The organism is Burkholderia sp. S171 (assembly GCF_009766085.1).
Lineage (GTDB): Bacteria > Pseudomonadota > Gammaproteobacteria > Burkholderiales > Burkholderiaceae > Caballeronia.
Genome location: NZ_LMUF01000041.1, coordinates 15,154 through 40,884, shown reverse-complemented (window position 1 = coordinate 40,884; position 25,731 = coordinate 15,154). Strand labels below are relative to the sequence as shown.

The 25,731-nt window shown below is 60.3% G+C and carries 25 protein-coding genes; 10 read left to right on the top strand and 15 right to left on the bottom strand.

Translation table 11 applies throughout. The features are described from left to right. Positions 1-24: 24 nt before the first annotated feature. Positions 25-621, top strand: coding sequence for a nitroreductase family protein (locus tag GSQ93_RS21940; RefSeq protein ID WP_158937755.1), 597 nt, complete (start codon positions 25-27; stop codon positions 619-621). Between the two features lie 140 nt (positions 622-761). Here GSQ93_RS21940 and GSQ93_RS21935 read toward each other — a convergent pair whose 3' ends face one another. Further along, on the bottom strand, positions 762-2,243 hold the full coding sequence (locus tag GSQ93_RS21935) for an MFS transporter (protein WP_158937754.1): 1,482 nt from the start codon (positions 2,241-2,243) through the stop codon (positions 762-764). A gap of 198 nt (positions 2,244-2,441) precedes the next feature. On the opposite strand from GSQ93_RS21935, the gene GSQ93_RS21930 reads away from it, so the two are divergent. Continuing rightward, positions 2,442-3,692 carry an Hsp70 family protein gene (locus GSQ93_RS21930; protein ID WP_158937753.1) on the top strand — a complete coding sequence of 417 codons (1,251 nt, stop codon included), beginning with the start codon at positions 2,442-2,444 and terminating at the stop codon, positions 3,690-3,692. A 134-nt stretch (positions 3,693-3,826) separates the two neighbouring features. On the opposite strand, the gene GSQ93_RS21925 is transcribed toward GSQ93_RS21930, so the two are convergent. Then, entirely contained in the window at positions 3,827-4,030 is a 204-nt protein-coding gene (locus tag GSQ93_RS21925) for a cold-shock protein (RefSeq protein WP_158937752.1), read from the bottom strand. 423 nt (positions 4,031-4,453) lie between these two features. Here GSQ93_RS21925 and GSQ93_RS21920 point away from each other — a divergent pair, with 423 nt between their 5' ends. Then, the gene (locus tag GSQ93_RS21920; protein WP_158937751.1) at positions 4,454-6,046 is read left to right on the top strand and encodes an APC family permease; all 1,593 of its coding nucleotides are present in this window, start codon (positions 4,454-4,456) and stop codon (positions 6,044-6,046) included. A 105-nt stretch (positions 6,047-6,151) separates the two neighbouring features. On the opposite strand, the gene GSQ93_RS21915 is transcribed toward GSQ93_RS21920, so the two are convergent. The 7 genes from GSQ93_RS21915 to GSQ93_RS21885 all read right to left on the bottom strand — a co-directional run bounded on the left by GSQ93_RS21915 (position 6,152) and on the right by GSQ93_RS21885 (position 12,260). Continuing rightward, complete coding sequence (locus tag GSQ93_RS21915; RefSeq protein WP_158937750.1) at positions 6,152-6,937, bottom strand: class III extradiol ring-cleavage dioxygenase; 786 nt, start codon at positions 6,935-6,937, stop codon at positions 6,152-6,154. A gap of 97 nt (positions 6,938-7,034) precedes the next feature. Beyond that, on the bottom strand, positions 7,035-7,616 hold the full coding sequence (locus tag GSQ93_RS21910; RefSeq protein WP_158937749.1) for a UbiX family flavin prenyltransferase: 582 nt from the start codon (positions 7,614-7,616) through the stop codon (positions 7,035-7,037). Between the two features lie 35 nt (positions 7,617-7,651). After that, positions 7,652-7,963 carry a Grx4 family monothiol glutaredoxin gene (gene grxD, locus GSQ93_RS21905; protein ID WP_158937748.1) on the bottom strand — a complete coding sequence of 104 codons (312 nt, stop codon included), beginning with the start codon at positions 7,961-7,963 and terminating at the stop codon, positions 7,652-7,654. A 177-nt stretch (positions 7,964-8,140) separates the two neighbouring features. Continuing rightward, positions 8,141-8,968 carry a peptide chain release factor N(5)-glutamine methyltransferase gene (gene prmC / locus GSQ93_RS21900; protein ID WP_158937747.1) on the bottom strand — a complete coding sequence of 276 codons (828 nt, stop codon included), beginning with the start codon at positions 8,966-8,968 and terminating at the stop codon, positions 8,141-8,143. Beyond that, the gene (gene prfA / locus GSQ93_RS21895; RefSeq protein WP_158937746.1) at positions 8,965-10,047 is read right to left on the bottom strand and encodes a peptide chain release factor 1; all 1,083 of its coding nucleotides are present in this window, start codon (positions 10,045-10,047) and stop codon (positions 8,965-8,967) included. The genes prmC and prfA overlap by 4 nt, the downstream gene beginning before the upstream one ends. Before the next feature lie 99 nt (positions 10,048-10,146). Then, entirely contained in the window at positions 10,147-11,460 is a 1,314-nt protein-coding gene (hemA, locus tag GSQ93_RS21890; RefSeq protein WP_158937745.1) for a glutamyl-tRNA reductase, read from the bottom strand. 50 nt (positions 11,461-11,510) lie between these two features. Next, positions 11,511-12,260, bottom strand: a complete 750-nt coding sequence (locus GSQ93_RS21885; protein ID WP_158937744.1) for a response regulator transcription factor — start codon at positions 12,258-12,260, stop codon at positions 11,511-11,513. A 201-nt stretch (positions 12,261-12,461) separates the two neighbouring features. Here GSQ93_RS21885 and GSQ93_RS21880 point away from each other — a divergent pair, with 201 nt between their 5' ends. The 3 genes from GSQ93_RS21880 to GSQ93_RS21870 all read left to right on the top strand — a co-directional run bounded on the left by GSQ93_RS21880 (position 12,462) and on the right by GSQ93_RS21870 (position 15,257). Further along, positions 12,462-12,725: a hypothetical protein gene (locus GSQ93_RS21880; protein WP_158937743.1), complete on the top strand. Its 264-nt coding sequence runs from the start codon at positions 12,462-12,464 to the stop codon at positions 12,723-12,725. Between the two features lie 71 nt (positions 12,726-12,796). After that, positions 12,797-14,617: an aminopeptidase P family protein gene (locus GSQ93_RS21875; protein WP_158937742.1), complete on the top strand. Its 1,821-nt coding sequence runs from the start codon at positions 12,797-12,799 to the stop codon at positions 14,615-14,617. A 16-nt stretch (positions 14,618-14,633) separates the two neighbouring features. Further along, positions 14,634-15,257 carry an HAD family phosphatase gene (locus GSQ93_RS21870; protein ID WP_158937741.1) on the top strand — a complete coding sequence of 208 codons (624 nt, stop codon included), beginning with the start codon at positions 14,634-14,636 and terminating at the stop codon, positions 15,255-15,257. On the opposite strand, the gene GSQ93_RS21865 is transcribed toward GSQ93_RS21870, so the two are convergent. The 6 genes from GSQ93_RS21865 to ychF form a co-directional block, all read right to left on the bottom strand. After that, positions 15,258-16,376: a DUF748 domain-containing protein gene (locus tag GSQ93_RS21865; protein ID WP_158937825.1), complete on the bottom strand. Its 1,119-nt coding sequence runs from the start codon at positions 16,374-16,376 to the stop codon at positions 15,258-15,260. A gap of 70 nt (positions 16,377-16,446) precedes the next feature. Next, positions 16,447-18,114 carry an energy-dependent translational throttle protein EttA gene (ettA, locus tag GSQ93_RS21860; RefSeq protein ID WP_158937740.1) on the bottom strand — a complete coding sequence of 556 codons (1,668 nt, stop codon included), beginning with the start codon at positions 18,112-18,114 and terminating at the stop codon, positions 16,447-16,449. Positions 18,115-18,336: 222 nt separating this feature from the next. Then, positions 18,337-18,627 carry a DUF3761 domain-containing protein gene (locus GSQ93_RS21855; RefSeq protein ID WP_158937739.1) on the bottom strand — a complete coding sequence of 97 codons (291 nt, stop codon included), beginning with the start codon at positions 18,625-18,627 and terminating at the stop codon, positions 18,337-18,339. 89 nt (positions 18,628-18,716) lie between these two features. Beyond that, the gene (gene dinD, locus GSQ93_RS21850; protein ID WP_254073988.1) at positions 18,717-19,418 is read right to left on the bottom strand and encodes a DNA damage-inducible protein D; all 702 of its coding nucleotides are present in this window, start codon (positions 19,416-19,418) and stop codon (positions 18,717-18,719) included. Further along, positions 19,415-19,558, bottom strand: coding sequence for a hypothetical protein (locus GSQ93_RS38215; RefSeq protein ID WP_254073987.1), 144 nt, complete (start codon positions 19,556-19,558; stop codon positions 19,415-19,417). The genes dinD and GSQ93_RS38215 overlap by 4 nt, the downstream gene beginning before the upstream one ends. Positions 19,559-19,696: 138 nt before the next feature. Beyond that, positions 19,697-20,791: a redox-regulated ATPase YchF gene (gene ychF / locus GSQ93_RS21845; RefSeq protein ID WP_158937738.1), complete on the bottom strand. Its 1,095-nt coding sequence runs from the start codon at positions 20,789-20,791 to the stop codon at positions 19,697-19,699. A 260-nt stretch (positions 20,792-21,051) separates the two neighbouring features. On the opposite strand from ychF, the gene GSQ93_RS21840 reads away from it, so the two are divergent. From GSQ93_RS21840 to GSQ93_RS21825, 4 genes are all read left to right on the top strand, one after another. Continuing rightward, positions 21,052-22,224, top strand: a complete 1,173-nt coding sequence (locus GSQ93_RS21840) for a UbiH/UbiF family hydroxylase (protein WP_158937737.1) — start codon at positions 21,052-21,054, stop codon at positions 22,222-22,224. Between the two features lie 47 nt (positions 22,225-22,271). After that, on the top strand, positions 22,272-23,003 hold the full coding sequence (locus GSQ93_RS21835; RefSeq protein ID WP_158937736.1) for a DsbC family protein: 732 nt from the start codon (positions 22,272-22,274) through the stop codon (positions 23,001-23,003). Between the two features lie 178 nt (positions 23,004-23,181). Continuing rightward, entirely contained in the window at positions 23,182-24,981 is a 1,800-nt protein-coding gene (locus GSQ93_RS21830) for a M61 family metallopeptidase (RefSeq protein WP_158937735.1), read from the top strand. A gap of 158 nt (positions 24,982-25,139) precedes the next feature. Further along, positions 25,140-25,731: FMN-dependent NADH-azoreductase (locus tag GSQ93_RS21825; RefSeq protein ID WP_158937734.1), on the top strand; the 592-nt coding region annotated here is incomplete at its 3' end.

Here is a 25,731-nt window from a genome sequence, read left to right as displayed (position 1 = left end):
GATCAACCAACCAGGGATTGCCGCATGACCGAAAAAATCGCACCTACTGAAGTCGCAATCGATGCGCTGCTGGCCGGGCGCTGGAGCCCGCGGGCGATATCGAACAAAGCGGTGAGCCGCGAGGAATTGCATAGCGTGCTGGAGGCCGCGCGCTGGGCGCCGTCTTCGTACAACATGCAGCCGTGGCGTTTCCTGACTTTCGATCGTAACCACGACGATGCCGCTTTCCAGAAGGCTTTCGCCACGCTGGTGCCGTTCAACCAGGGGTGGAACGCGCATGTTCCCGTGCTGATTTGCGTGCTGGCAAAGACCTTGACGCCCAAGGGCGATGTGAGCCGGACGGCTCAGTACGATGCGGGCGCGGCGGGAATGGCGCTGACGCTTCAGGCTCACGCACTGGGTCTGGCCGCCCACCAAATGGCCGGTTTCGATACCAACGCGTTCCGCGAGGCGTTCTCGCCGCCGGACGATGTCGAAGTGATCGCGATGATCGCGCTGGGACATCATGGCGAACCCGCTTCGCTCGATGCCGTCCTGCTGGAGCGCGAAAACGCACCGCGCTCGCGCTCGGCGCTGGGCGAAATCGCCTTCGATGGCGCTTGGGGCAAGGCGTTCAAATAAGATTTTGAGCTAGCAGCACATGCATGCTGAAAAGGGCGGTTGTCGGATAGACGCCGCGATCTTGAATCCCCGGAGCCCGACGTTTCGGGGATTTTTCATTCTTGGCTCGTTCTTGGCTATACGAACGCCCCAACAAACGCTCACTCCCCCTCCGCCGATGACAACGGCCGCGCCACATCCTCCAACGACTTGCGTTCCGCCGATACCCCCCAGATTCCAGCCACAACCGCTGCCAGCACCATCAGCGCAGAGCCGATCAGATAGCCCACAAACACCGCGCCGCGCTGATGCGTGTCTATGAGCCGGCCGAACAGCGCCGGCCCCACAATGCCGCCCAGCGCCGTCCCAAAGGCATAAAAAATGGCGATGGCCAGCGCACGAATCTCCAGCGGAAAGGTTTCGCTCACAGTGAGGTACGCCGAACTCGCCGCCGACGACGCAAAGAAAAAGATCACCATCCAGGAAATAGTCTGCGTGGTGCTCGTCAGCCAACCCTGCTCGAACATGTATCCGCTGACGGTCAGCAAAACGCCCGACATGCCGTAGGTGAAGGCGATCATCTTGCGCCGGCCGAGGACATCGAAGAGTTTGCCGAGCATGATCGGCCCGAGGAAATTGCCGGCGGCGAACGGCAACACATACCAGCCAATGTGATCCCCCGGCACACCGTAGAAATCGGTCAGCACCAGCGCGTAGGTGAAAAAGATCGCGTTATAGAAAAACGCCTGGGCGGTCATCAGCGTCAAACCGACCAGCGAGCGCCGCCGATGCGAATGAAACAGCGAGTGGAACACTTCGCTGAGTTTCGTGTGATCGCGGGCGTGCAGACGCAGCGGCTTGATGGGATCGGTGGAAAGAGTCGCGCCATGTTCGCGAAACTTCGCCTCGATGCCTTCCACAATTTCCTTCGCCTCGTCCACGCGGTTATGCGTGATCAGCCAGCGCGGACTTTCAGGTACCCACATACGCATGAAAAGGATCAGCAATCCCAGGATTGCGCCGATCAAAAAGCACGCCCGCCAGCCGTAGTCGGGCGGCAGCAAGCCCGGATCGAGCAGCACGATCGACCCCGCCGCGCCCAGCCCCGCGCCCACCCAGAACGTGCCGTTGATCGCCAAGTCGGTCCAGCCGCGCACGCGAGCGGGGGTGAACTCCTGGATCGTCGAATTGATCGCTGTGTATTCGCCGCCGATTCCCGCGCCGGTCAGGAAGCGAAACAGCACAAAACTCGCGAGATTCCATGAAACGGCCGTGGCCGCCGTGGCCGCCACGTACAAAAACAGGGTAATGAAAAAGAGCTTGCGACGGCCCAACCGGTCTGTAAGCCAGCCGAACCCCAGCGCGCCGATTACCGCGCCCGCAATGTAGGCGCTCCCAGCGAACCCCACGTCCGCGTTCGAAAACTTCAGCACGTGACTGGATTTCAACGCACTAGCCACTGCGCCCGCGAGCGTCACTTCAAGCCCGTCGAGCAGCCACGTGATTCCGAGCGCGAGCACAATCAGCGTATGAAAGCGTCCCCAAGGCAGCCGGTCGAGCCTTCCGGGCAGATCGGTTTCAATGATCTTCGCCGGCGCTTCCTTTTCTCCTTCAACTGCGCGGATGGTTGTAGCGTCGTTCATACTTTTGGCCGATAACGTGGGAATAACCGGCTGCACGCGCCTCCGGCAGAGAGCATTAATTACCGGGTTTTCGAGCAAAATCCATTCCCCCGGCGATGTTTTTGATTGGTTGTTGATGTACTGCGCGTTACGTGCTAAAAACGCGCTCCACTTTTTGTTTGCGACGCCGGCGGCGTTCACGCTGCCGACGCTCACCTCATGACCTATTGCGCGATCGATTTCGGCACGTCGAATTCAGCGGTCGCATTGCCCGACGGGGCATCGATCCGGCTTGCGCCGGTCGAAGGCAGCGCCACCACGTTGCCGACCGCTGTCTTTTTCAACACGGACGAGGACGAGCAAGCCTACGGGCGTGCTGCGCTCGAGTCTTACATCGACGGCTTCGACGGCCGCCTGATGCGCTCCATGAAGAGCATTCTCGGCTCCCCGCTGGCTGAGACGAGTACGGACCTGGGCGACGGCTCGGCAATTCGCTACGTCGATGTCATCACGCTGTTCCTGCAGCATCTGAAGCAGAAGGCGCAGGCCGTTTCCAGCACGCCGATCACGCGTGCGGTGCTGGGCCGCCCGGTATTTTTCGTCGATGACGATCCGCGTGCCGATCAGCTCGCCCAGAATCAGCTTCAGGCGGCGGCTCAAGCCATTGGTCTAACGGATATCCATTTCCAGTACGAACCGATTGCCGCCGCTTTCGACTACGAAGCGCGTTTGACGAAAGAAGGTCTGGTGCTGGTCGCGGATATCGGCGGCGGCACGTCGGACTTCTCGCTGGTGCGGGTCGGGCCGGCGCGGGCCAAACTGTTGTCGCGAAAAGACGACGTGCTCGCGCATTACGGCGTCCACGTGGCCGGAACGGACTTTGACCGGCGTGTGGAGCTCGCGACAATCCTTCGGGAACTCGGCTATCAGTCGATGGCGCCCGAAGGCCGCGAAGTGCCGAACCGTGTCTATTTCGACTTGGCCACCTGGCACCTGATCAACACGGTCTACGGGCCGAAACGCGTCAACGAACTGCAGTTGATGCGCCACCTCTATGGCGACTCAAAGCACCATGACCGCCTGATGCGCGTGGTCGAGCGCCGTCTCGGACATGCGCTGGCGTCGCACGCAGAGACCGCGAAGATCGAAGTGGCGGCGGGCGGCGAGACCACTATCGGCATGGAGGAGGTGGAAGAGGCGCTGCGTATCGGTTTCAATGAGCAGCAACTCATTGACGCAGGGCTGGAAGAGACGCGGCGGATCGTGGCGGCTGCCCGGGAAACGGTGCACCGCGCGGGCGTGGCGCCCCAGGACGTGGGTGCGGTCTACTTCACCGGCGGGTCGACGGGTCTTGGTTTCCTCTCGCAATCGCTCTCCAATGCGTTTCCGGAGGCTGAAGCGGTGTTTGGCGACCGGCTGGCCAGCGTGGCCACCGGGCTCGGTATTTATGCGCGCCGGCTATTCGGTTGATCGGTATTAATTTCTATTGCCATTCTGTCGGGCATTTAAAGTAATTTCTCATTAACTACTGATAAACCCGCTAAGCAAAAAGAAAAACCCCGCGAATGCGGGGTTCTTTACTGCTATTCAAACGGCAATAAAACTTACGCCGGCTTGATGTTTGCAGCTTGCTTACCCTTCGGGCCGGTCTTCACTTCGAAGCTGACCTTCTGGTTTTCCTGAAGCGTCTTGAAGCCTTCCACGCGAATTTCAGAAAAATGTGCGAACAGGTCTTCGCCACCGCCGTCCGGCGTGATGAAGCCAAAGCCCTTTGCGTCATTGAACCACTTGACGGTACCGGTTTCCATGTTACGTGTTCCTAAAGATGTTGAATAAGGCCGAAGCCCGGTTGTGCATGAAAATCAAGGAAGGGGCAATGGGAGCAACCGGAGTACCGTGATGGGCGAACTACGAAAGACCAATTCACTCGCCACTTGAAATCCTGCAAGACGGTTTATACGGCGAATCAAACCCAAGGTCAAATAATATCCGACCGTAAACCGGGGTTTCTCTGAGACATTTTCCCGACATACAAGTGGTTATATTACAAATCTTTCGGTAGATTTTTTCTGTTTGAATCGGACTTGTTCAAAGCTCAGTCGTAACAGATAGAGCGTGATGCAGGCGCACCCGTTAAACTACGCGCCACGTTGGGGCACGGCATGGATTTAGCTGAAGGTTTCGCATTATCCGTATAAGGTATTTGAAAGTTTTCTGACTGAAGGAGACGTATGAAGAGTTCTATCCAACGGAACATTGGGCCGGTTGCGCTGCTGCTGACAGGCCTGGGGTCCATCATCGGTTCGGGCTGGTTATTCGGCGCCTGGAAAGCGGCCAAGATTGCAGGTCCTGCGGCTATCGTCGCATGGGTTATTGGCGCAGTCGTCATTCTGGCCATTGCGCTAACTTATGCTGAACTGGGCGCAATGTTCCCGGAGTCGGGCGGAATGGTCCGATATGCCCGCTATTCACATGGCGCGCTGGTTGGATTCGTTAGTGCCTGGGCAAACTGGATTGCGATCGTTTCGGTCATTCCGATCGAGGCGGAAGCATCGATTCAATACATGAGTACCTGGCCCTATTCATGGGCGCATGCACTATTTGTTAATGGATCGCTAACGCCGGTAGGATTAGGATTGTCGGCATTATTGGTGATCGTCTATTTCCTGCTGAATTACTGGGGCGTTAAACTATTCGCCCGCGCCAATTCCGCCATTACCGTATTCAAGTTCATTATTCCCGGTGCGACTATTCTCGGTCTTATGCTGACTGGTTTTCATCGCGAGAACTTTGGGACGAGTTCGAGTTTCGCGCCTTATGGCTGGTCCGCAGTTCTGACCGCAGTGGCTACCAGCGGTATCGTATTCAGCTTTAACGGTTTTCAGAGTCCGGTGAATCTCGCTGGAGAAGCGCGCAATCCCGCGAAGAGTATTCCATTCGCGGTGATCGGCTCGATCCTGATGGCACTCGTCATCTATGTGTTGCTGCAAGTGGCGTATATCGGTGCAGTGAGTCCTGGTGATGTGCTGAAAGGCTGGAGCAACTTCAACTTTGCATCGCCATTCGCGGAACTCGCGCTGGCGCTTAACCTGAACTGGCTCGCGTTTCTCCTTTACGTCGATGCATTTGTCAGCCCGAGCGGCACCGGCACGACCTACATGGCGACCACCTCGCGCATGATCTACGCAATGGAGCGCAACAACACGTTGCCGAAGATTCTGGGCTACGTCCATCCGCTCTACGGCGTACCGCGTCCGGCGATGTTCTTCAACCTGGGCGTCGCGTTCGTCTTCATGTTCTTTTTCCGCGGCTGGAGCTCGCTGGCGGCGGTGATTTCGGTCGCGACGGTGATCTCGTACCTGACCGGGCCTGTGAGCTTGATGGCGTTGCGCCGTGCGGCCACGGACCTGCATCGGCCGCTGATGATCAAGGGTATGTCGATCATCGCGCCGTTCGCGTTCGTGTGCGCTTCCGAGGTGTTGTACTGGGCAAAGTGGCCGCTGACCGGTGAAATCATCCTGCTGATGGTGGTCGCGTTGCCGGTGTATTTCTACTATCAGTCCAAGACCGGTTTTCACGAGTGGAGCGACGATTTGAAGGCGGCATGGTGGCTGATCGTGTATTTGCCGGCGATGGCCCTTGTTTCGCTCATCGGCAGCAAGGAATTCGGCGGACGCGGATTATTGCCGTACGGCTGGGATATGGCGTTGGTCGCCGTCATGGCGCTGGCGTTTTATTATTGGGGCGTGCAAACCGGGTATCGGTCCCAATATCTCGAGGAACGTGAAAGTCACGACGATATCCGCGCCGAAGCCGGTGCGTGATAGCCGGCTCTAAAAACCCGCAACCTCAATTAAAAAAAACCCGCTTGAGCAATCAAGCGGGTTTTTTATTTCCGTTCGTGGCAAATCGCCGCGTTTTGTGGGGATTCAGGCATCGCTGAAAACGTAATTTGTCATGGCCAACGTTTTCTGAAATGTACCGAGTGACTGAATACCGAGTTCGAAATCATCGTCGGCGGCCCCGAGCGCGCCGAAAATGGGCAGCAAATGTTCATCCGTCGGGTGCATCAGCACGGCGTGCGGCGCCTGTTTCCGATAGTCCAGCAACGCTTCAATGTCCCGTTTCGCCAGCCGATCTTCAAACCAGCCGGTGAATTCGGTCACGCGCGGGTCGGCGTCTTCCGGCCGTGCGCTGAAATCCGCGGTCCGCAGATTGTGTGTGATCTGTCCCGAGCCTACGACCATCACGCCATCCTCCCTGAGCGCCCGCAACGCGCGGCCCACGCGGTAGTGGTGAGCCGGATCGAGATGCGGTTGTATCGACAACTGCGCGACCGGAATCCCGGCGTCAGGAAACATCAGCAGCAGTGGTACCCAGGCGCCGTGATCAAGACCGTGCTCAGTGATCGCCGACGGAATGCCCGCCTGAGCCAGCAGCGTCGCGGCTTGCTTACCCAGTTCCGGCGCACCCGGCGCACGGTACTGGATCTCGTAAAGGGCGCGCGGAAAGCCGTAGAAGTCGTGGATAGTCTCCGGTTGCTCGGCTACGCTCGCCACCGGCTGTGCCGTGCCCCAATGCGCGGAAAGCATGAGGATCGATTGCGGGCGCTCGAAGCGCGTCGCGAACGAAGCGAACTCGGCGGAAGGCATCGACGGGTCGATGGGCAGCGTGGGCGCGCCGTGGGAAATGAAGACGGTCGGAAGGCGGGTCATGGCAGCGGATCTCTGAGAGAGGGGTTACCACGACTATAAAGACGGTCGTTGCGTTGATAAACAGCCGGCAAGGCAATGAATTGTGTCGCCAGTGTTGTTAATGATCCATGTCTTTCAATCCCGGCCAAGCTGCCGCGATCGGGTTGCCGAGCGCGAACATGTCGATCACGCGGTCGACCGTCTGATCGACCATTTCATCGATTGAACCCGGACGATGGTAGAACGCCGGCAGCGGCGGGAAAATGACGCCGCCCATTTCGGTGACCGAGGTCATGTTACGCAGATGCGCGAGGTTGAAGGGCGTTTCGCGCACCATGAGTACCAAACGGCGACGTTCTTTCAAGACTACGTCGGCGGCGCGGGTAATCAGATTGTCCGATAGCCCGAGCGCGATGCTCGCCAGCGTTTTCATCGAACAAGGCGCGACGATCATGCCGTCGGTGGCGAACGATCCCGATGCGATGCTTGCACCGACATCGCGGACGTTATGCACGACATCGGCAAGCGCGTGGACGGCGGTTTTATCGAGATCCAGTTCGTGCTGGACATTCAGCCAGCCCGCGCTGGAAATCAGCAAATGCGTTTCTACGCCACCCAGGCGGCGCAGCGTTTCCAGCAGCCGGACGCCGTAAATTGAACCCGTTGCACCCGTGATGGCGACAATCAGCCGTCGTGGCACGGGCGCTGTGGGCGACGAACGCTCGGCGGACAATCTCAGGCAGCGGCGAACAGTTGTTGCAGTTCGCCCGATTCGTACATCTCCATCATGATGTCCGAACCGCCGACGAACTCACCGTTCACGTAAAGCTGAGGAATGGTCGGCCAGTTGGAGAATTCCTTGATGCCCTGGCGGACGCCGTCGTCTTCAAGAACATTGACGGTCTTGATCTGGGTCACGCCGCAAGCCTTCAAGACCTGGATGGCGCGGCCGGAGAAACCGCACATGGGGAACTGCGCGGTGCCCTTCATGAACAGCACGACGGGTGCTCCTTCGACGATTTCCTTGATGCGTTCTTGCGTATCCATGGCGTTTCCTGCGAGGCGTTGTAATGCGGGGTTGATTTTGGGTCGAGCGGTGAGGCATGCGCTACTTCAAGCGAAATTTCACACGTCAACGTGTCTGAAATGATAGCGGATTTCAATCGGGGCGGCTTGAGGCGGTCGGAACGGGCTGTAACCGTTTGGAGGCGCCGTTAAGGGGCATCACGCCGTGAAAACCCCGCCGCTCACACGTTCGATACCCGCCAGATCATGCTCCGAGCGTACGTCGGAAAAGCCGCGCGCCGTCAGCAGCGCGCGTACGTCTGCGGCCTGATCGTAGCCATGTTCCAGCCAGAGCGAGCCGCCCGTCGCCAGGAAAAACGGCGCCGTTTGCACGATTGTCCGGATCGCGGCGAGTCCGTCGGCTTCATCGGTGAGCGCGGTGCGCGGTTCGAAACGCAGATCGCCTTCGGACAAATGCGGATCGTTTTGCGCGATATACGGCGGATTGCTCACAATCACGTCGAAGCGCAGCGCGGGATCGAGGGCGCTGGTCCAGTCGCTTTGGAGCAGGTTCAGAGGCCGGTCCACGCCGAGCAGCTTGAGCGCATTGCGGGCGGCGACAGCCAGCGCTTCGGCAGACTGATCGACCGCCCAGACTTGAGCGCTGTCGTGGGAAAAAGCAATCGCCACCGCGATTGCGCCGCTGCCCGTGCCCAGATCGAGCACTCGCGGAGCGTCGATCCCGGTTATCTTTTCAAGCGCGATTTCCACCAGCAATTCAGTTTCCGGTCGCGGGATCAGCACGTCGGGCGTGACGTCGAACGCGAGACCAAAAAACTCCCGCGTTCCGACGAGTTGCGCGATCGGTTCACCCGCCGCGCGCCGTTGCGCCAGCGCGTCGAAACGGTCGACGCTCTCAGCCGCCAGTTCCTCGTCGTCGCGCGTGATCAATTCGGTACGTCGCCAGCCAAGCACATGCTCGAGCAGGATCCGCGTTTCGAGCGCGGGCAGCGTAGACGCGCGCATCAACCCGGCAACCGTCGTCATTCCGCGTCGCCCAGTGCCGCCAGCAATTCGGCCTGATGTTCGCTGACGAGCGCCGCAACCAGGTCGTCGATATCGCCATCCATGATCGCGTCGAGCTTATACAGCGTCAGGTTGATCCGGTGATCCGTCATTCGCCCCTGCGGGAAGTTATACGTGCGGATCCGTTCCGAGCGATCGCCCGAGCCGATCAGGCTCTTGCGCGTGGCCGCTTCCTTCGCATGCTGCTCGTGATACTGCTTGTCCATGATCCGCGCCGCGAGGACCTTCAACGCGCGATCCTTGTTCTTGTGCTGCGAGCGGTCGTCCTGGCATTCCACAACAATTCCCGTCGGCAAATGCGTGACGCGCACGGCTGAATCAGTCTTGTTGATGTGTTGGCCGCCCGCGCCGGAAGCCCGGAAGGTATCGATACGCAAGTCCGCCGGATTGATCACCACTTCGCCAATTTCATCGGCTTCGGGCATCACGGCCACCGTGCACGCCGACGTGTGAATGCGCCCCTGCGTTTCGGTCGCCGGCACCCGCTGCACGCGATGGCCGCCCGATTCGAACTTCAGCTTCGAGTACACGTTCTGGCCCGCGATCCGCACGATCACTTCTTTATAACCACCGAGATCGGAGCCGCTTTCCGACATCATTTCGACCGCCCAGCGATTACGCTCGGCGTATCGAAGATACATGCGCAACAAGTCGCCTGCGAATAGCGCGGATTCGTCGCCGCCCGTGCCCGCGCGGATTTCGATGAAGATGTTGCGGTCATCGTTTGGATCTTTCGGCAGCAACATGGCTTGCAGATCGCGCTCGATGGCAACCATCCGCTCACGCGCCTCGCCAATTTCTTCTTCGGCGAAATCGCGCATGGACGGGTCGGAGAGCAGTTCCATGGCGGTGGTTTCGTCGTTCGACGCTTGCCGCCACAACGCGTATTGCTCCACGACCGGCCCGATTTCGGCGTTTTCGCGCGTGATCTTCCGATACTGATCCATATCGGCGGTCACATCTTCGCGGCTCATCAGGTCATTGAGTTCGGCCAGCCGGGTAGTCAACTGGTCGAGCTTGTTTTGCATGCTCGTTTTCATGGAGGGCTGGAGCGAAGCTCCGGAGAAGACAGCGATCAGGAACGCGACCGCAAAAATGCTCGCATGCGGTGCAGCCGAAGAGGAGAAGCGAGAGGGGCGCTAAGTTTCCGACGGATCGGATGGTTCGTTCGATCCGGACGGATGGCCGTGTTTGTAAAGTCCGCCCATCAGGTCGATGAGCTGGTCGCGATTCTCGCGGCTGGCACGGCTGAGCGCGTGCGTGGGGCCGTGGATCAACTTGTTCGTCAGCGACTGCGACAGCGCTTCGAGCACCGCTGCGGGGTCGTCGCCACGCGCGAGCATTTTGCGGGCGCGTTCGACTTCGGCGCGGCGCATTGCATCGGCTTGCGTGTGCATGTGGCGGATCACCGGCACGATGCTGCGTGCGTCGAGCCATTGCATGAAGTTCTGCACGCGGGTGTCGATGATCGATTCCGCCTGCGCCACCGCCGCCTGACGGGACGCGCTGCCTTCGCGAACGATGGCGCCGAGGTCATCGACGGTATAGAGGAAGACGTCCTGCAGCTTGCCCACTTCGGGCTCGATGTCGCGCGGCACGGCGAGATCCACCATGAAAATCGGCCGATGACGACGCGCCTTGACGGCCCGTTCGACCGCGCCAAGCCCGATGATCGGCAAGGTGGATGCCGTGCACGACACGATGATGTCGAACTCGTGCATGCGCGCGGGCAGCTCGGAGAGGGGAATGGAGCGGCCGTTGAAGCGTTCAGCGAGCTTTTCGCCGCGTTCCGCAGTGCGGTTCGCGACGACGAGTTCGCGCGGCTTTTGCGCGGCAAAATGCGTCGCGCATAGCTCGATCATTTCACCCGCGCCAATGAACAGCACGCGCTGGCCCGAAATGTTTTCGAAGATGCGCTGCGCGAGGCGCACGGCCGCAGCAGCCATGGAAACAGATTGCGCCCCAATTTCAGTTGTCGTGCGCACTTCCTTCGCAACGGCGAAAGTACGCTGGAACAACTGGTTCAGATACGTGCCAAGCGCGCCGGCTTCGGACGCCGTGCGTACCGCATCCTTCATCTGGCCGACAATCTGCGTCTCGCCGAGCACCATGGAATCGAGCCCGGAGGCGACGCGAAACGCGTGCCGCACCGCTTCGGACTGCGGCAGCGCGTAGACGTGCGGTGCGAGTTCGGAGACCGCCAGGTTGTGATACTTGGACAGCCAATGGATGGCGGCGTCGCGGGCAGCTTTGTCGTCGGTGGCGCAATACAGCTCCGTGCGGTTGCACGTCGACAGGATCGCGGCTTCCGGCGCAGTCTTCCCCAGCGACCCCAGCCACAGATCTTTCAGCGCGCCGAGCGCTGGTTTGATCTGATCGAGCGGAAACGCCACGCGTTCGCGCAAGGCGACAGGCGCAGTGTGGTGGTTGATTCCGATCGCGAGGAGCTGCATGTTGTGGGCCTGATCCGATGGCCTTGGGAACCTTGGAATTTAGCCCGATATTATAGCCTTTCGCGGATTTCTTCAGTTCCTGCCGGGAAACCTATGCCAGGCATGCCGCCAGGAATATAGTCCGGTTCAATCCGGTCCAGCTGGTAACCGTAGCCGTACAGCGGCGTCAGCCGGTAACCGGTGTCTGGCCGAAGATGCAATTTCGTGCGTAGGCGTGACGCGTGGGTATCGAGTGTCCGCGACGCCATGTCGCTCCCGCGTGGCCACACCACTTCCATGATGTGTGCACGAGACACGGCGCGCGACAGGTTCGTGAACAGCAACCGGGCGAAGCGGAATTCCTTCGGTGTGAGCAAAACTCGATGATCCAGGAAACTGACGCTCAACTCCGACGCATTGAACCGATACTCGCCGAAATGCTCGGCGGCGGGCGTGCGGACGGCGCTTCGGCGCGCGAGCACTTCCACGCGGGCGGCCAGTTCGACGCAGCGCACGGGTTTGGCGACGCAATCGTCGGCGCCGGCTTTCAGGCACGCGACCATGTCGTCTTCGCTCTGGCTCGCCGCGATCAGCACGATGGGAAGCTGCGGCGCCAGTTGCCTGACCCGTTCGATGATTTCCGCGCCGATCATGTCGCGCGTTTCATTGGCCGCGATCAGCAGGTCGAATGTGTCGTGCCTCATCCGGTCCAGCAAAACGGGCGCGGTGGGGAAGAAATGGCAAAAATGGCCGTCCAGGACAAGCGTCCGGCGGATGAGTGCGGCGTGCTGAACGTCCGCGTCGATGATGGCGATTCGCATGATTTCCGACGTTGCCGCGCGCGGTGAGCGCAGGCCGGGCGGCGCGGCACTTGCTTGCCATCGCCATTCCAGCCCCCTAAACTCATCCGCTACGCTGCAAACGCCTTCCAGACCTTCTAGGTTTACAGAACCGAAAATGCTAGTTCACCGATCCGATTCAACCCATAGGTTTAATCTTAATTCCGCTGGAACGCGCCGTTAATGGGGTGGCCTGGGATCGTATTTCTCGGTTTGGTGGTCGGGCTGGCCGGCTGGTGGCTGCATCCGTTGCGGCGTTTGGTCTCAAGGCCATTCGGCAGGCTTTGGGCGGCGGGACTCGCGGGCATGATGGCGGCGATGGTCGCGAAAATGCTCGGCAACATCACCGGCGCATTCCACGATGGCGACTCCCTTGAATGGCTTGCGTGCGCGCTGTTGGCGCTGATCGCCGTGACCGTCACGGTAGGGCTGGCGTCGCGGCGCTGAACGCTGCTGACCGCTGCCGGTCTTATGGTTCGACTTGTTCGACGTAGTAAAAAAATTCTGCAGGTGACTCCATGAACGATCGACTGAATTCCCCCGATGGCCAGACTTTCGCCCGGCGTATCGAATTGCTGCGCGGCGCCATGGCGCGTGAGGCGCTGGCTGCCGTGCTGGTGCCTTCGTCGGACCCGCACATCTCCGAATACCTGCCGGAGCACTGGCAGGGGCGGCAATGGCTGTCAGGATTCACCGGTTCGGTGGGAACGCTGGTCGTGACCGCCGATTTCGCCGGCGTGTGGGTCGACAGCCGTTACTGGACGATGGCCGAGGCGCAACTGGCCGGGACCGGTATCGAATTGATGAAGATGATGGCCGGGCAGCAATCCGCGCCGCATGTGGACTGGCTCGCGGAGAACGTGGCGCCCGGCGAGACGGTGGCCGTCGATGGCGCCGTGCTCGGCGTGGCGGCGGCGCGGGCGCTGAAGGAGGCGCTGACGGCGCGCGGGATCGTGTTGCGCACGGACCTGGATCTGCTCGATGCCGTCTGGCCGGAGCGGCCGGGTTTGCCATCGGAGAGCGTGTACGAACACGTCGCGCCCCAGGCGAGCGTCACGCGTCCGGAAAAGCTGGCGGAAGTGCGGCGCGTGATGCGCGAGAAGGGCGCGCAATGGCATTTCATCTCGACGCTCGACGATCTCGCGTGGCTGTTCAACCTGCGCGGCGCCGATGTCACCTACAACCCCGTGTTCGTGGCGCACGCGTTGATCGGACTGGATGACGCCGCATTGTTCGTCGGCGATGGCAAGATTCCCGCTGATCTCAAGGCGTCACTGCTGACGGAGAACGTGCGCGTCGAGCCGTATTCCGCCGTTGCCAAAGCGCTTGCCGGGTTGCCCGCGGGCTCCACGTTGCTCATCGATCCGCGCCGGATCACATTTGGCTCGCTCGAGAAAGTGCCGGCGGAAGTGAAGATTGTGGAAGCGGTGAACCCATCGACATTCGCCAAGTCGCGCAAGAGCGCAGCCGACGCGGCGCATATCCGCGCGACCATGGAACAGGACGGCGCGGCGCTCGCCGAGTTCTTCGCGTGGTTCGAAGAGACGCTTGGGCGCGAGACGATCACGGAACTCACCATCGACGAAAAATTGACGGCCGCGCGCGCGCGCCGGCCAGGTTTCGTGACGTTGAGTTTTGCGACTATCGCCGGCTTCAATTCGAATGGCGCGATGCCGCATTACCGCGCGACCGAAGCCTCGCATTCGGTGATCGAAGGCAATGGCTTGCTGCTGATCGATTCGGGCGGTCAATACGTGAGCGGTACGACGGATATCACGCGCGTTGTGCCTATCGGCACGATTACAGCCGAGCACAAACGTGACTTCACTATCGTACTGAAGGGGACGATCGCGTTGTCGCGGGCGCATTTCCCGCGCGGCATTCGTTCACCCATGCTCGACGCCATCGCTCGCGCGCCAATCTGGGAAGCCGGCGCGGATTACGGACATGGCACGGGGCATGGCGTCGGCTATTTCCTGAATGTGCACGAAGGCCCGCAGGTCATCTCGCACTACGCGCCGGCCGAGCCGTACACGGCGATGGAAGACGGCATGATCACGTCGATCGAACCGGGGCTTTATCGGCCGGGGAAATGGGGTATTCGGATCGAAAACCTGGTGATGAACGAGCCCGCCGGTAAAACCGAATTCGGCGATTTCCTCAAGTTCGAAACGCTGACGTTGTGTCCTATCGACACACGCTGCATTGACCTGACGTTGCTGCGCGACGACGAACGCGCGTGGCTCAACGATTATCACGCAACGGTCCTCGCACGCGTCTCGCCGCATGTGTCCGGCGCGGCGAAAGCGTGGCTCGAAAAACGCACGCAGGCAATCTGAACGGAGCTCTAAGCGAATGGCGATCAAGGCGGTGGTGTTTGATTTCGGCGGCGTGTTGATCGACTGGAATCCGGAGTATGTGTACAGCCGGCTGATTCCCGATGCCACTGAACGACGCTGGTTCATGGACAACGTGGTCGCGATGGACTGGGTGCTGCAGCAGGACGCAGGGCAAACTATCGCCGATGGCAACGCTGAACTCATCGCCAGGTTTCCCGAGCATGAAGCTCTGATCCGCGCGTTTTACGAGCGCTGGCAGGAAATGTTGGGGGGCGTGTTGGAAGACGGCGTCGCACTGGTCGACAAGCTCGAAGCGGCTGATGTGCCGCTGTTCGGCCTCACCAACTGGTCCGCTGAAACGTTCCCTTGGGCGTGGGAGCGGTTCCCGGTGCTGCAGCGTTTTTGCGAGGTGGTGGTGTCAGGGCGCGTGCTGGTTGCCAAACCCGATCCGGCGATTTTCGCGTTGATGTGGGCTGAGATTGAAAAGCATCTTCCGGGCATTCAGCCACAGGAAATCGTTTTTATCGATGACAACGCGAAGAACATCCAGGCCGCCTCCGCGCTTGGCTGGAACGCTGTACATCACACGAATCCTGAGCAGACCGAAGCGCGATTGAGGGCGCTCGGTTTGCCCGTGTGATCACTTTCCGAACAGATTCTTGAGCGTGTCGCCGATGCTTTTCACCACGCCGCCGGCGTTTTTAGCCACGCCTTCGGTGTTCACGCCCACCACCTTTGCGAAGCCCGTCGCCAGCTTTTTCATCAAGCTTTCGTTGAGCAAGAACTTGGGATCGCGCAGGTCGCCGTCGAGCTCGAAATCCAGCTTGATCTGATCGTGATTCTTTAGCGCGGCAACCGCTAGCTTCGTCGGAATGGTGAGGAAGGTGTCGAGCGGATTACCGCTATCCGATAACTGCAGCCGGTTCAGCGTGACCGAACCGGGCGCGTGGATACGGTAGTCATGCACCGTGGCGTCGAGCGTAAGGTCGAGCGTACCGCCCGTGATGCTCGTCTTCGCGCCCGCTTTCCTCAGCAGATACGGATCGAGCGTAACAATGTCGACGTTGTGCAAGGTCGTGTGCGTCTGCGAATCCTTGTTCGCTATTTTCATCCAGCCGTTGAACGCGACCGTGCCCGTGTGCGACGGTCCCTTGATCGAACCGGTCATATCGAGCGTGGTCGGATCGGTGAGCGCGGGGAGATGCAGGTTATCGACATTGGCCCGCGCGTCGGAAATCAGGATCCTGTAGGGCGGCGTTTGCACGGATGCATCGAAGAACTCCATCGCGCCGCGTTCAAACGTGACGTGATCGATCAGCCGGTCTTCCTGCGCGTGTGCGGCGGCTTCGCTTGACGCCGCCTGGGCCTCGCGCGTCGACTGCCGGAGATTGGGCAGCAATTCGACGCGGCCATCGGCGAAACGGGCAACCGAGAGATAAAAGCCGTCCACCGTCACGTGTTGCAGATGCACGCGATTGCTCAGAAGGGCGCGCATATCGATATTCAACGTCACGCGCTCGGCGCGCATCGTGTCGTCGGTGGGCCAGCCTTGCGGGCCGCGCAGACGCACGCGGCTCAACGTGATCCGCGCATAACCCACATCAATATCCTCAACCGAGCCGAGCGGCCCGAGCGCTTCGAGCACGCGCGCCTTCATTTCATGCGCGACGAGAAATCCGCCGCCTATGGCCGCCGACAGCAACACCACGATGACTGCGCCCACCCACAGCGCCACGCGTTGCGCCTTTGTACCCGCCATCCCGATGTCCCCCATCCAGGCCGCCCGAGCGGGCGGCGATCCGGTGCGTTGTTGTCGGCCCTTGCCGTGCTTATCGGACGATTGGCTTATAGCGCAGGCGTTTCGGCTTTGCCGCCTCTTCGCCCAGACGATTACGCTTGTCGGCTTCGTACTCTTGATAGTTGCCGTCGAAGAAGGTCACTTGCGAATCCCCTTCAAACGCGATGATGTGCGTCGCGATCCGGTCGAGGAACCAACGATCGTGCGAGATCACCATCACCGATCCCGCGAATTCCAGCAACGCGTCTTCCAGTGCGCGTAAGGTTTCAACGTCCAGGTCGTTCGACGGCTCATCCAGCAGCAGCACATTGCCGCCTTCAATCAGCGTCTTCGCCAGATGCAGGCGGCCGCGTTCACCGCCCGACAACGCGCCGACCGTTTTCGCCTGATCGCCGCCCTTGAAGTTGAAGCGGCCGATATACGCCCGCGACGGCGTTTCGTACTTGCCCACCGTCAGCACGTCCGCGCCGCCCGAAATTTCTTCGAACACGGTCTTGTTGGCGTTGAGCGCATCGCGGCTTTGATCCACGTAAGCCAGCTTCACGGTCGGCCCGGTCACGATCTCGCCCGAATCTGGTTGCTCCTTGCCTGTCAGCATGCGGAATAACGTGGATTTCCCTGCGCCATTCGGCCCGATAATTCCGACAATCGCGCCTGCCGGGATCTTCATGTTCAGGTTATCGATCAACAAACGGTCGCCATAAGCCTTACTGACGTTCTTGAATTCGATAACCTCATTGCCCAGCCGCTCGCCAACCGGGATGAAGATTTCCTGCGTTTCGTTGCGCTTCTGGTATTCCTGGCTGTTGAGTTCCTCGAAGCGGGCAATACGCGCCTTCGACTTCGCCTGACGTCCCTTCGGGTTCTGGCGCACCCATTCCAGTTCTTTCTTCAGCGCCTTCTGACGCGCCGATTCCGTCGATTCTTCCTGCTTCAGCCTGTCCTGCTTCTGGTCGAGCCAGCTGCTGTAGTTGCCCTTCCACGGAATGCCGTGGCCGCGGTCGAGTTCGAGAATCCACTCGGCGGCGTTATCGAGGAAATAACGATCGTGGGTGACCGCCACGACCGTGCCCGGATAGCGCGTCAGGAATTGTTCGAGCCAGTCCACCGATTCAGCGTCCAGGTGGTTGGTCGGTTCGTCGAGCAGCAGCATGTCGGGCTTTTGCAACAGCAATTTGCACAGCGCCACACGACGCTTTTCGCCGCCCGACAAATGTTCGATCTTCGCGTCCCACGCGGGCAGCCGCAGCGCGTCAGCGGCGACTTCGAGCTGTTGCTCGGGCGTGCCGCCGTCGCTGGTCGCGAGGATGGCTTCGTATTTGGCTTGATCGGCGGCGAGGGCGTCGAAGTCTGCGTCCGGTTCCGCGTAGGCCGCGTAGATCGCATCGAGATTCTTTTGCGCGCTGAAAACTTCGCCGAGGCCGTCTTCAACGGCTTCGCGCACGGTTTGCTGCGGATCGAGTTGCGGTTCCTGCGGCAAATAGCCGATGTTCAGGTTCGGCATCGGCGTGGCTTCGCCTTCGATGTCCTTGTCGACGCCCGCCATGATGCGGATCAGCGTCGATTTACCCGAGCCGTTCAGGCCGAGCAGGCCGATCTTGGCGCCCGGGAAAAACGACAGCGAGATGTCTTTCAGGATCTGGCGTTTTGGCGGCACGATCTTGCCGACGCGGTTCATGGTGAAAACGTATTGGGCCATTTGCGGATTCGCTTGTCTTGAGGTTTGCGGTTTTCGGTTTGCTGCGGGCTTCGGCCGGGCGAATATCGGTTTTTAAGCCTCTGCCGGGCAGCCCTGGATTCAGTACGCGACGATGCGTCTCCCGCAGCGCGCGGGAAGTGACGACATTGTACTTCGATGAATATGGCTGTCCGACGGGCGTTTATCTGCTTTGCTGCCGGCGCCCAGCGTTCTCAGCGGTTCTCATCGCCAGGCTGCGACACCGCCATGGCGCGAACACGTGCCGCTGCGATGCCGGCTGAAGCTCCACGTGCCGTCGCGGCATTGGGCGGTGGCGCCATCGGGGGCTTCGCCCGAGCGCGAATGCGCCGGGGAGTGGACGGTTTCGCCGTCGTGATTGCGATAGGTCTGGTGGTTGTCGAGATCCGACTCGTTCGGGGCGGAGTACGCGTAGGCGAACGAGGCGGCGCAATTGAGCGCGAGAGCGGCGGCTAAAAGGATTGAGGCGGTACGGCGATAAAAACGTGTCGTCATTATTTTTGTTTTGGACTCGATGAGCGTGAATGCTTGCGCTGGTCGTTTAGGATCGCCGCATTATCGGTTCGGCGATCCGCTGGAAGCAATCAGGAATCGAGCGCTGCCGGATTCTTCGCGCGTGTCTTATCTTCCGATGCCAGCCGGCGCGTGACCTTTTTCACGTCCTCCGCCGCAGGCAGCGTTTCCGGCCGGATGCCGCGTTCAAGCAGGGTCTTACGAACCGCCCCATTGTTGTTGATGTGTTCCCGCGAGATCGCTTCTTCGCTTCCAAGTTTGTTTTCGCGGGAATTGAAGATGGTGATTTCGGCCGCGAAATCCTTTGCCTTGAGAATGATCGTGGGCGCGAAGTCGGCCAGTGGCCGCTTGGCGGGAACCTTCCAATGCGACTTCATTTGCTGGGTCGATTTTTCGAACAAGGCGTGGTCGCCTTTGCTCCGGATCATGCCGAAATCGTCGTTTCCACCGGTTTGTTCGAAAATCACTTCGGATAGCTCCTTTTCCGTGCTGGTCAATTTCATCCGGGCGACAAGACGTTCCGAGTCGAGCAGACGTTGCTCGATCAACTCGGCGCGTCGAGTTTGGACGGCAAAATAGGTCTGTGCAAACGCAATCTCGTGCTTCTTGGGATCGCCGTTTTGCGCGACCAGATAGCAAGCGTAGCGGGTGAGCATGATGTCATCGACTTCGCGCTGGCTACCTGAGCCGAGGTCGACCATTTTCCTGACGTCAGGAAAATGGTCTGCTGCCGCATGCCCCGACGTTTCGCAGGCAATCTCGGCTTTGTTCACGACCTTGACGAAGTTCTCCCACTCGCATAGCCAAGCAGATGCTGAAGGTCGCGAGCAAGCCAGAATTCGACGCCGTTATTGGTCTGCTGAGCGTGTGCTTCGAAATGCTCGGTCAACGAGTAAATCAGTTCGGTCTTCATGTACACCGTCCAAGGTGGGTTGCGCGCGGCTAGTGAGCCGACGGTCGGCGCGAAGCAATAAAAAAAGCGAAATCCCCTTTATCAGGGACCCCGCTTTTAATCACAACCTCGAACAACCTAGGACGACAATTTATTACATCAGACGTTAAACAAGAAATTCATCACGTCGCCGTCGTGCACGACATATTCCTTACCTTCGGCCCGCATCTTCCCGGCTTCCTTCGCGCCTTGTTCGCCCTTGAACGCGACGAAGTCATCGAAGGCGATGGTCTGCGCGCGAATAAACCCGCGCTCGAAGTCCGTATGAATAGCGCCGGCGGCCTGAGGCGCGGTGTCGCCGATATGAATCGTCCACGCCCGCACTTCCTTCACGCCCGCCGTGAAATACGTCTGCAAGCCGAGCAGCTTGTAACCCGCGCGAATCACGCGATCCAGACCCGGCTCTTCCATGCCGATATCGGCGAGAAACTCTTGCTTGTCGGCGTCGTCGAGATCCGCGATTTCCGCTTCGATTGCCGCGCACACCGCCACCACCGGCGCGCCCTCGGCGTCCGCGTGCTTACGCACGGCGTCCAGGTGCGGATTGTTCTCGAAACCGTCGTCCATCACGTTCGCCACGTACATGGTCGGCTTGGCTGTGATCAAGCAGAGCGGCTTGATCAGCAAAAGTTCATCTTCGCTCAGGTCCAGCGCGCGCACGGGTTTCGCCTGATCAAGTTGCGCCTGGATCTTTTCCAACAAGGGGACGAGCTTCGCCGCTTCCTTGTCGTTGCCCGAGCGCGCCGATTTGGCGTATCGGTGATGAGCTTTCTCGACCGTCGCCAAATCCGCCAGCGCCAGTTCCGTATTGATGACTTCGATGTCCGCGAGCGGATCGATCTTGTTCGCGACGTGAATCACGTTTTCGTCTTCGAAGCAGCGCACGACGTGCGTGATGGCGTCGGTTTCGCGAATGTTCGCGAGGAACTTGTTGCCCAGGCCTTCGCCTTTGCTCGCGCCGGCCACGAGGCCCGCGATATCGACGAATTCAACAATGGCCGGAACCACGCGCTCGGGATTGACGATTCCCGACAGCGCCGCCAGCCGTGGATCCGGCACTTCGACCACGCCGACATTCGGCTCGATCGTGCAGAACGGATAGTTTTCGGCGGCGATGCCCGCCTTGGTCAGTGCATTGAACAGTGTGGACTTGCCGACGTTAGGCAAGCCGACGATGCCGCATTGGAGGCTCATGGAATCCTTCGAACTGGTGAAACGGCGTGCGCCGCGTGGGTCAACGCTGGATGCGCGTGTCGCGGGTTTCACAACCCCGAACCCACGCGCATAGCGGGCGGCCACGTCGTGCGGGCCGGAAAAACCGCTATTGTAGCGCCACGGCCGGGTCGGCTGGGCGGGCGGGAGGGTAGCTACAGCGCAGCTTCAGGGCGTCGCACCTGCCGAAACGCCGCATTGCGCATCGAATCCCGAAATACCCCGGCGGCTATAATGCCCACATGACTTTCCACTCACGAAATTTTCATGCGATCGTGGTCGGCGGCGGGCTTGTCGGCAAGACGGCGGCGCTTGCGCTGACGCAATCCGGTCTACGCACGGCGCTGCTGGCAACGCCCGCTGCGGCCGCGCCCGCCGCCGACAGTTTCGATTCCCGCATCTACGCGCTGTCATCGAGCTCGCAGGCGCTGCTGGAGCGGCTGCGCGTCTGGCAGGCGCTGGAGCGCGACAAGCTCGGGCCGGTGCTGGACATGCGCGTTTTCGGCGACGCCTTCGCCGAGCTGCATTTCTCCGCGTTCCAGGCTGCCGTGCCGCAATTGGCGTGGATTGTGGAGTCGTCATTGATCGAACGATCGCTCGATGCCGCGCTGCGTTTCCAGCCCAACCTGACGTGGATTGACTCACGCGCGCAGGGTCTGACGATCCACGACGACGCCGCGCATCTGACCCTCGCGAACGGCGACACGCTCGAAGCGGACCTGGTGGTCGGCGCGGACGGCGCGCATTCCTGGGTGCGGGCGCAGACGGGCGCGAAGATGCAGCGCCGGGATTATCGGCAAACAGGGGTGGTCGCGAACTTCAAGTGTGAAAAGCCGCACGGCGAGACGGCGTACCAATGGTTCCGCGATGGCGAGATCATCGCGTTATTGCCGTTGCCTGGAGACAACGTCTCGCTCGTGTGGTCCGCTAAAACTGAACACGCCGATGCCCTCCTGAAACTCGATCCCGCCCAACTCGCGGCGGAAGTTGAAAAGGCCACGCAAAACATGCTCGGCGCGCTCGAATGCGTGACGCCGGCGCAGGGCTTCCCGCTCGCATTGCAAACCGTGGACCGACTGATCGGCCCGCGTGTGGCGCTGGTGGGCGACGCCGCGCATCTGATTCACCCGCTGGCCGGGCAGGGCATGAACCTGGGTTTGCGCGATGTCGCCGCGCTGGCCGAAACCCTCGCCAACAAGGAAGCATTCCGATCGGCCGGCGACCCTGTTTTATTGCGTCGATACGAACGCACCCGTCGCGAGGACATCCAGAAACTGACGCTCGCCTGCGACGGCCTGCAGAAACTCTTCGCCATGCCCGGCACGCTCGCTCGCGGGCTGCGCAACACAGGCATGGCGCTCGTGGGTGCACAGCCGCTGATCAAGCGCTGGCTAGTCTCTGCGGCGCTTGGTTAAGACTTGGTCAAGAACATCCCACCTACTTCAGATTGACGGAAACTCGAATGAAAATCACTCTTCGCCGCGCCCTGGTCGCTGCTGCCACGCTGGCAGCGGTGTTTGGTATCGGCATCGCGGCGCAAGCCGATCAGACCACCGACAAGATCAAGGCCACGCTGCAAACGCGCATTGGTGACGCCGACATCAAAAGCGTCGAGAAGTCACCGGTTCCGGGACTCTACGAAGTCAATCTCGGCGCGCAGATCGTCTACACGGATGCCACCGGCAACTATCTGCTGATGGGCGATCTCGTCGATACCCGCACGCGCACGAACATCACCGAAGCGCGTCTCGCGGAAACGAACAAGATCGATTTCGCCAAGCTGCCGTTCGAGAACGCGGTCAAGGTGGTGAAGGGCACGGGCGCGCGCAAGATCGCCGTTTTCTCCGATCCGAATTGCCCGTACTGCAAGCAGCTCGAAACCACGCTCAAGTCCGTCGATAACGTCACCGTCTACACCTTCCTGTATCCGGTTTTGTCGCCGGATTCGTCGGTCAAGTCGAAGTCGATCTGGTGCTCGAAGGACCGTTCGGGCGCATGGGAAGGCTGGATGCTCGACCACACGGCGCCCACCGCCGCCGCTAGCTGCGACACGACCGCCATCGACAAGAACCTGAAGCTCGGCCAGTCGATGAACGTCACCGGCACGCCGACTGTTTTCCTCGCCGACGGACGTCGTCTGCCCGGCGCAGTGCCGGCAGATCGGTTGGAGAAGGAGTTGTCGGCGGTTCGTTGATTGAGCTGGCTGAACTGTCTGAGTTGACGATGAGTCGGCCAACGACGAAGGAGGCGCGCGAAGCGCCTCTTTCGCTTTCATGAAGTTGCGCGACTGGTTCCGTCATGGACCGCGCAGGCACTGAACGCCGGGCTGAACAGCCAAACCGGTGACAAGAAAGAACAAAGGACCTCGACGCATGAACGCCATCCGCTACACCATCGTTCCGAAAAATCCCGCTGCGCATCTGTTCGAAGTGACGCTGACCGTCACGCAACCCGATCCGTCGGGCCAGCGGTTTGTGCTGCCTGTGTGGATCCCAGGCAGCTACATGATTCGCGAGTTCGCCCGCAATATCGTTACGTTGCAAGCGTTCAACGCGGCTGGCCGCAAGCTCGCCATCGATAAAACCGACAAGCACGCGTGGCAAACCGCACCGCACGATGGCCCGATCACGTTGCGTTATGAGGTTTACGGTTGGGACCTGTCGGTGCGCGCAGCGCATCTCGACGACACCATCGGCTTTTTCAACGGTACGAGCGTGTTCCTCGCGGTGGAAGGGCAGGCGGATGCGCCGTGTTTCGTCGACATTCAAAAGCCCGCGGGCACGCAATACGCGAACTGGCGCGTGGCGACGGCATTGCCCGAGGCGCGCGGCACGAAGCGCTATGGCTTCGGCGCTTATGAAGCGCCGAATTACGATGCGCTGATTGATCATCCGGTGACGCTCGGCGAGTTCGCGGTCGGTTCCTTCGATGCCTACGGCGTGAAGCACGACATCGTGATTTCAGGCCGCGTGACCGGGCTTGATATGCATCGGCTGGAAACCGACCTCAAGCGCATTTGCGAATCGCAAATTGCGTTGTTCGAGCCGCGCACGAAGAAGGCGCCGGTTGATCGGTATGTGTTCATGACGGTCGCTGTCGCCGATGGTTACGGTGGCCTGGAACATCGTGCATCGACGGCGCTGATCTGCAATCGCGCCGATCTGCCTGTTGCCGGGCGCCCGGATGTGACGGACGGTTATCGCACGTATCTGGGTCTTTGCAGCCACGAATATTTCCATGCGTGGAACGTGAAGCGCATCAAACCCGCTGCGTTCGCGCCGTACGATTTATCGCAGGAAAACTACACGTCGTTGCTGTGGTTATTCGAAGGTTTTACGTCGTACTACGACGATCTGATGCTCGTGCGCAGCGGCCTGATCAGCGCGAGCGAGTATTTTTCGCTTCTCGGAAAGACGCTCGGCGGCGTGTTGCGCGGGTCGGGGCGGCTCAAGCAGACCGTGGCCGAAAGCTCGTTCGATGCGTGGGTCAAATATTATCGGCAGGACGAAAACGCGGCGAACGCGATTGTCAGCTATTACCAGAAGGGTTCGCTTGTCGCGCTCGCTTTCGATCTGTCGATCCGCGCGCAAACCGAAGGCAAGAAGTCACTCGACGACGTCATGCGGCTTCTGTGGCAACGCTACGGCCGGGATTTTTATCACGGCCAAGCGCGGGGTATCGAAGAAAGCGAGGTGGAAGCGTTGTTCGCCGAAGCTACCGGCGCCGACCTGAAAAAGCTGTTCCGCGAGGGTGTTCACGGCACGCGCGATCTGCCACTCGATACTTTGTTCGAGCCCTTTGGCATCAAGTTTGCGCCGGATCTCCCGACCAACGGCACGGCGGCGAAACCGTCGTTCGGCGCTCGGATTCGCAACGGCGCGGATTGCGTGCTCGCGGCTGTCCACGAGAACAGCGCGGCGCAGAAGGCGGGGTTATCGGCGGGCGACGTGCTGGTCGCAATCGACGGCTTGCGCGTAACGGGATCGAATCTCGACACACTGCTTTCGCGCTATTTGCCCGGCGCGAAGGTGGAGGTGCACGCATTCCGGCGCGACGAGTTGCGCGTCACGCAGGTCAAGCTCGATCCGCCGGAAGTATCGCGATATGTGGTTTCTACCGACGATGGCCGCGGTCCGTCGAGGCAATGGCGCGAACGCTGGCTGAAAGGTTGAGGGGCTAGCGGCAGGTTAAAAGCAGGGCTAAGGCGGATTGTTCTATTACTGCAACAATCCGTCACGAGTGCACAGCTTGTTCCCGGCGTCGTAAAAAAGAAGAATGCGTCCTGTCAGAGCGCGATCCGTGCTCGAACTCAACAGACACAGGAATCATCATGACGACCATTCTTCAAATCAATTCCGCCGCTCGCTCGCAAGGCGCTCAATCCACGTTGCTGGCTGACGAAGTGTCGGCGAAGCTGCAGCAAGCGCACCCGGGTGCGAAGCTGGTAGTGCGCAATCTTCTCGCCGACAACCTCCCGCACCTGGACGACGCTACCCTCGGCGCATTCTTCACGCCCGCCGACCAGCGCACAGCAGAACAAACCGCGATCAATGCCAAGAGCGAAGCGCTTATCTCCGAATTGCAAGCGGCCGACGTGGTCGTGATCGCTGCCCCGATGTACAACTTCGGCATTTCGTCGCAATTGAAGGCGTACTTCGACTGGATCGCCCGCGCCGGCATCACGTTCAAGTACGGCGCGAGCGGCCCTGAAGGCCTCGTAACCGGCAAGAAGGTGATCGTTGTGTCAGCACGTGGCGGCAAATACAGCGGCACGCCTAACGATTCGCAAACGCCGTATCTGAAGTCGTTCCTGGGCTTCCTGGGCATGACCGACGTCAGCTTCATCTTCGCCGAAGGCCTGAATATGGGCCCGGACGCTGCCGGCGCTGCTTTGGCTACCGCTCGCGACTCGATCGCCGCAC

Coding starts and splice junctions, on each gene's coding strand:
- GSQ93_RS21940 (WP_158937755.1), top strand. CDS start 25: ATGACCGAAAAAATCGCACCTACTGAAGTCGCAATCGATGCGCTGCTG.
- GSQ93_RS21935 (WP_158937754.1), bottom strand. CDS start 2,243: ATGAACGACGCTACAACCATCCGCGCAGTTGAAGGAGAAAAGGAAGCG.
- GSQ93_RS21930 (WP_158937753.1), top strand. CDS start 2,442: ATGACCTATTGCGCGATCGATTTCGGCACGTCGAATTCAGCGGTCGCA.
- GSQ93_RS21925 (WP_158937752.1), bottom strand. CDS start 4,030: ATGGAAACCGGTACCGTCAAGTGGTTCAATGACGCAAAGGGCTTTGGC.
- GSQ93_RS21920 (WP_158937751.1), top strand. CDS start 4,454: ATGAAGAGTTCTATCCAACGGAACATTGGGCCGGTTGCGCTGCTGCTG.
- GSQ93_RS21915 (WP_158937750.1), bottom strand. CDS start 6,937: ATGACCCGCCTTCCGACCGTCTTCATTTCCCACGGCGCGCCCACGCTG.
- grxD (WP_158937748.1), bottom strand. CDS start 7,963: ATGGATACGCAAGAACGCATCAAGGAAATCGTCGAAGGAGCACCCGTC.
- prmC (WP_158937747.1), bottom strand. CDS start 8,968: ATGACGACGGTTGCCGGGTTGATGCGCGCGTCTACGCTGCCCGCGCTC.
- prfA (WP_158937746.1), bottom strand. CDS start 10,047: ATGAAAACGAGCATGCAAAACAAGCTCGACCAGTTGACTACCCGGCTG.
- hemA (WP_158937745.1), bottom strand. CDS start 11,460: ATGCAGCTCCTCGCGATCGGAATCAACCACCACACTGCGCCTGTCGCC.
- GSQ93_RS21885 (WP_158937744.1), bottom strand. CDS start 12,260: ATGCGAATCGCCATCATCGACGCGGACGTTCAGCACGCCGCACTCATC.
- GSQ93_RS21880 (WP_158937743.1), top strand. CDS start 12,462: ATGGGGTGGCCTGGGATCGTATTTCTCGGTTTGGTGGTCGGGCTGGCC.
- GSQ93_RS21875 (WP_158937742.1), top strand. CDS start 12,797: ATGAACGATCGACTGAATTCCCCCGATGGCCAGACTTTCGCCCGGCGT.
- GSQ93_RS21870 (WP_158937741.1), top strand. CDS start 14,634: ATGGCGATCAAGGCGGTGGTGTTTGATTTCGGCGGCGTGTTGATCGAC.
- GSQ93_RS21865 (WP_158937825.1), bottom strand. CDS start 16,376: ATGGCGGGTACAAAGGCGCAACGCGTGGCGCTGTGGGTGGGCGCAGTC.
- ettA (WP_158937740.1), bottom strand. CDS start 18,114: ATGGCCCAATACGTTTTCACCATGAACCGCGTCGGCAAGATCGTGCCG.
- GSQ93_RS21855 (WP_158937739.1), bottom strand. CDS start 18,627: ATGACGACACGTTTTTATCGCCGTACCGCCTCAATCCTTTTAGCCGCC.
- GSQ93_RS38215 (WP_254073987.1), bottom strand. CDS start 19,558: ATGAAGACCGAACTGATTTACTCGTTGACCGAGCATTTCGAAGCACAC.
- ychF (WP_158937738.1), bottom strand. CDS start 20,791: ATGAGCCTCCAATGCGGCATCGTCGGCTTGCCTAACGTCGGCAAGTCC.
- GSQ93_RS21840 (WP_158937737.1), top strand. CDS start 21,052: ATGACTTTCCACTCACGAAATTTTCATGCGATCGTGGTCGGCGGCGGG.
- GSQ93_RS21835 (WP_158937736.1), top strand. CDS start 22,272: ATGAAAATCACTCTTCGCCGCGCCCTGGTCGCTGCTGCCACGCTGGCA.
- GSQ93_RS21830 (WP_158937735.1), top strand. CDS start 23,182: ATGAACGCCATCCGCTACACCATCGTTCCGAAAAATCCCGCTGCGCAT.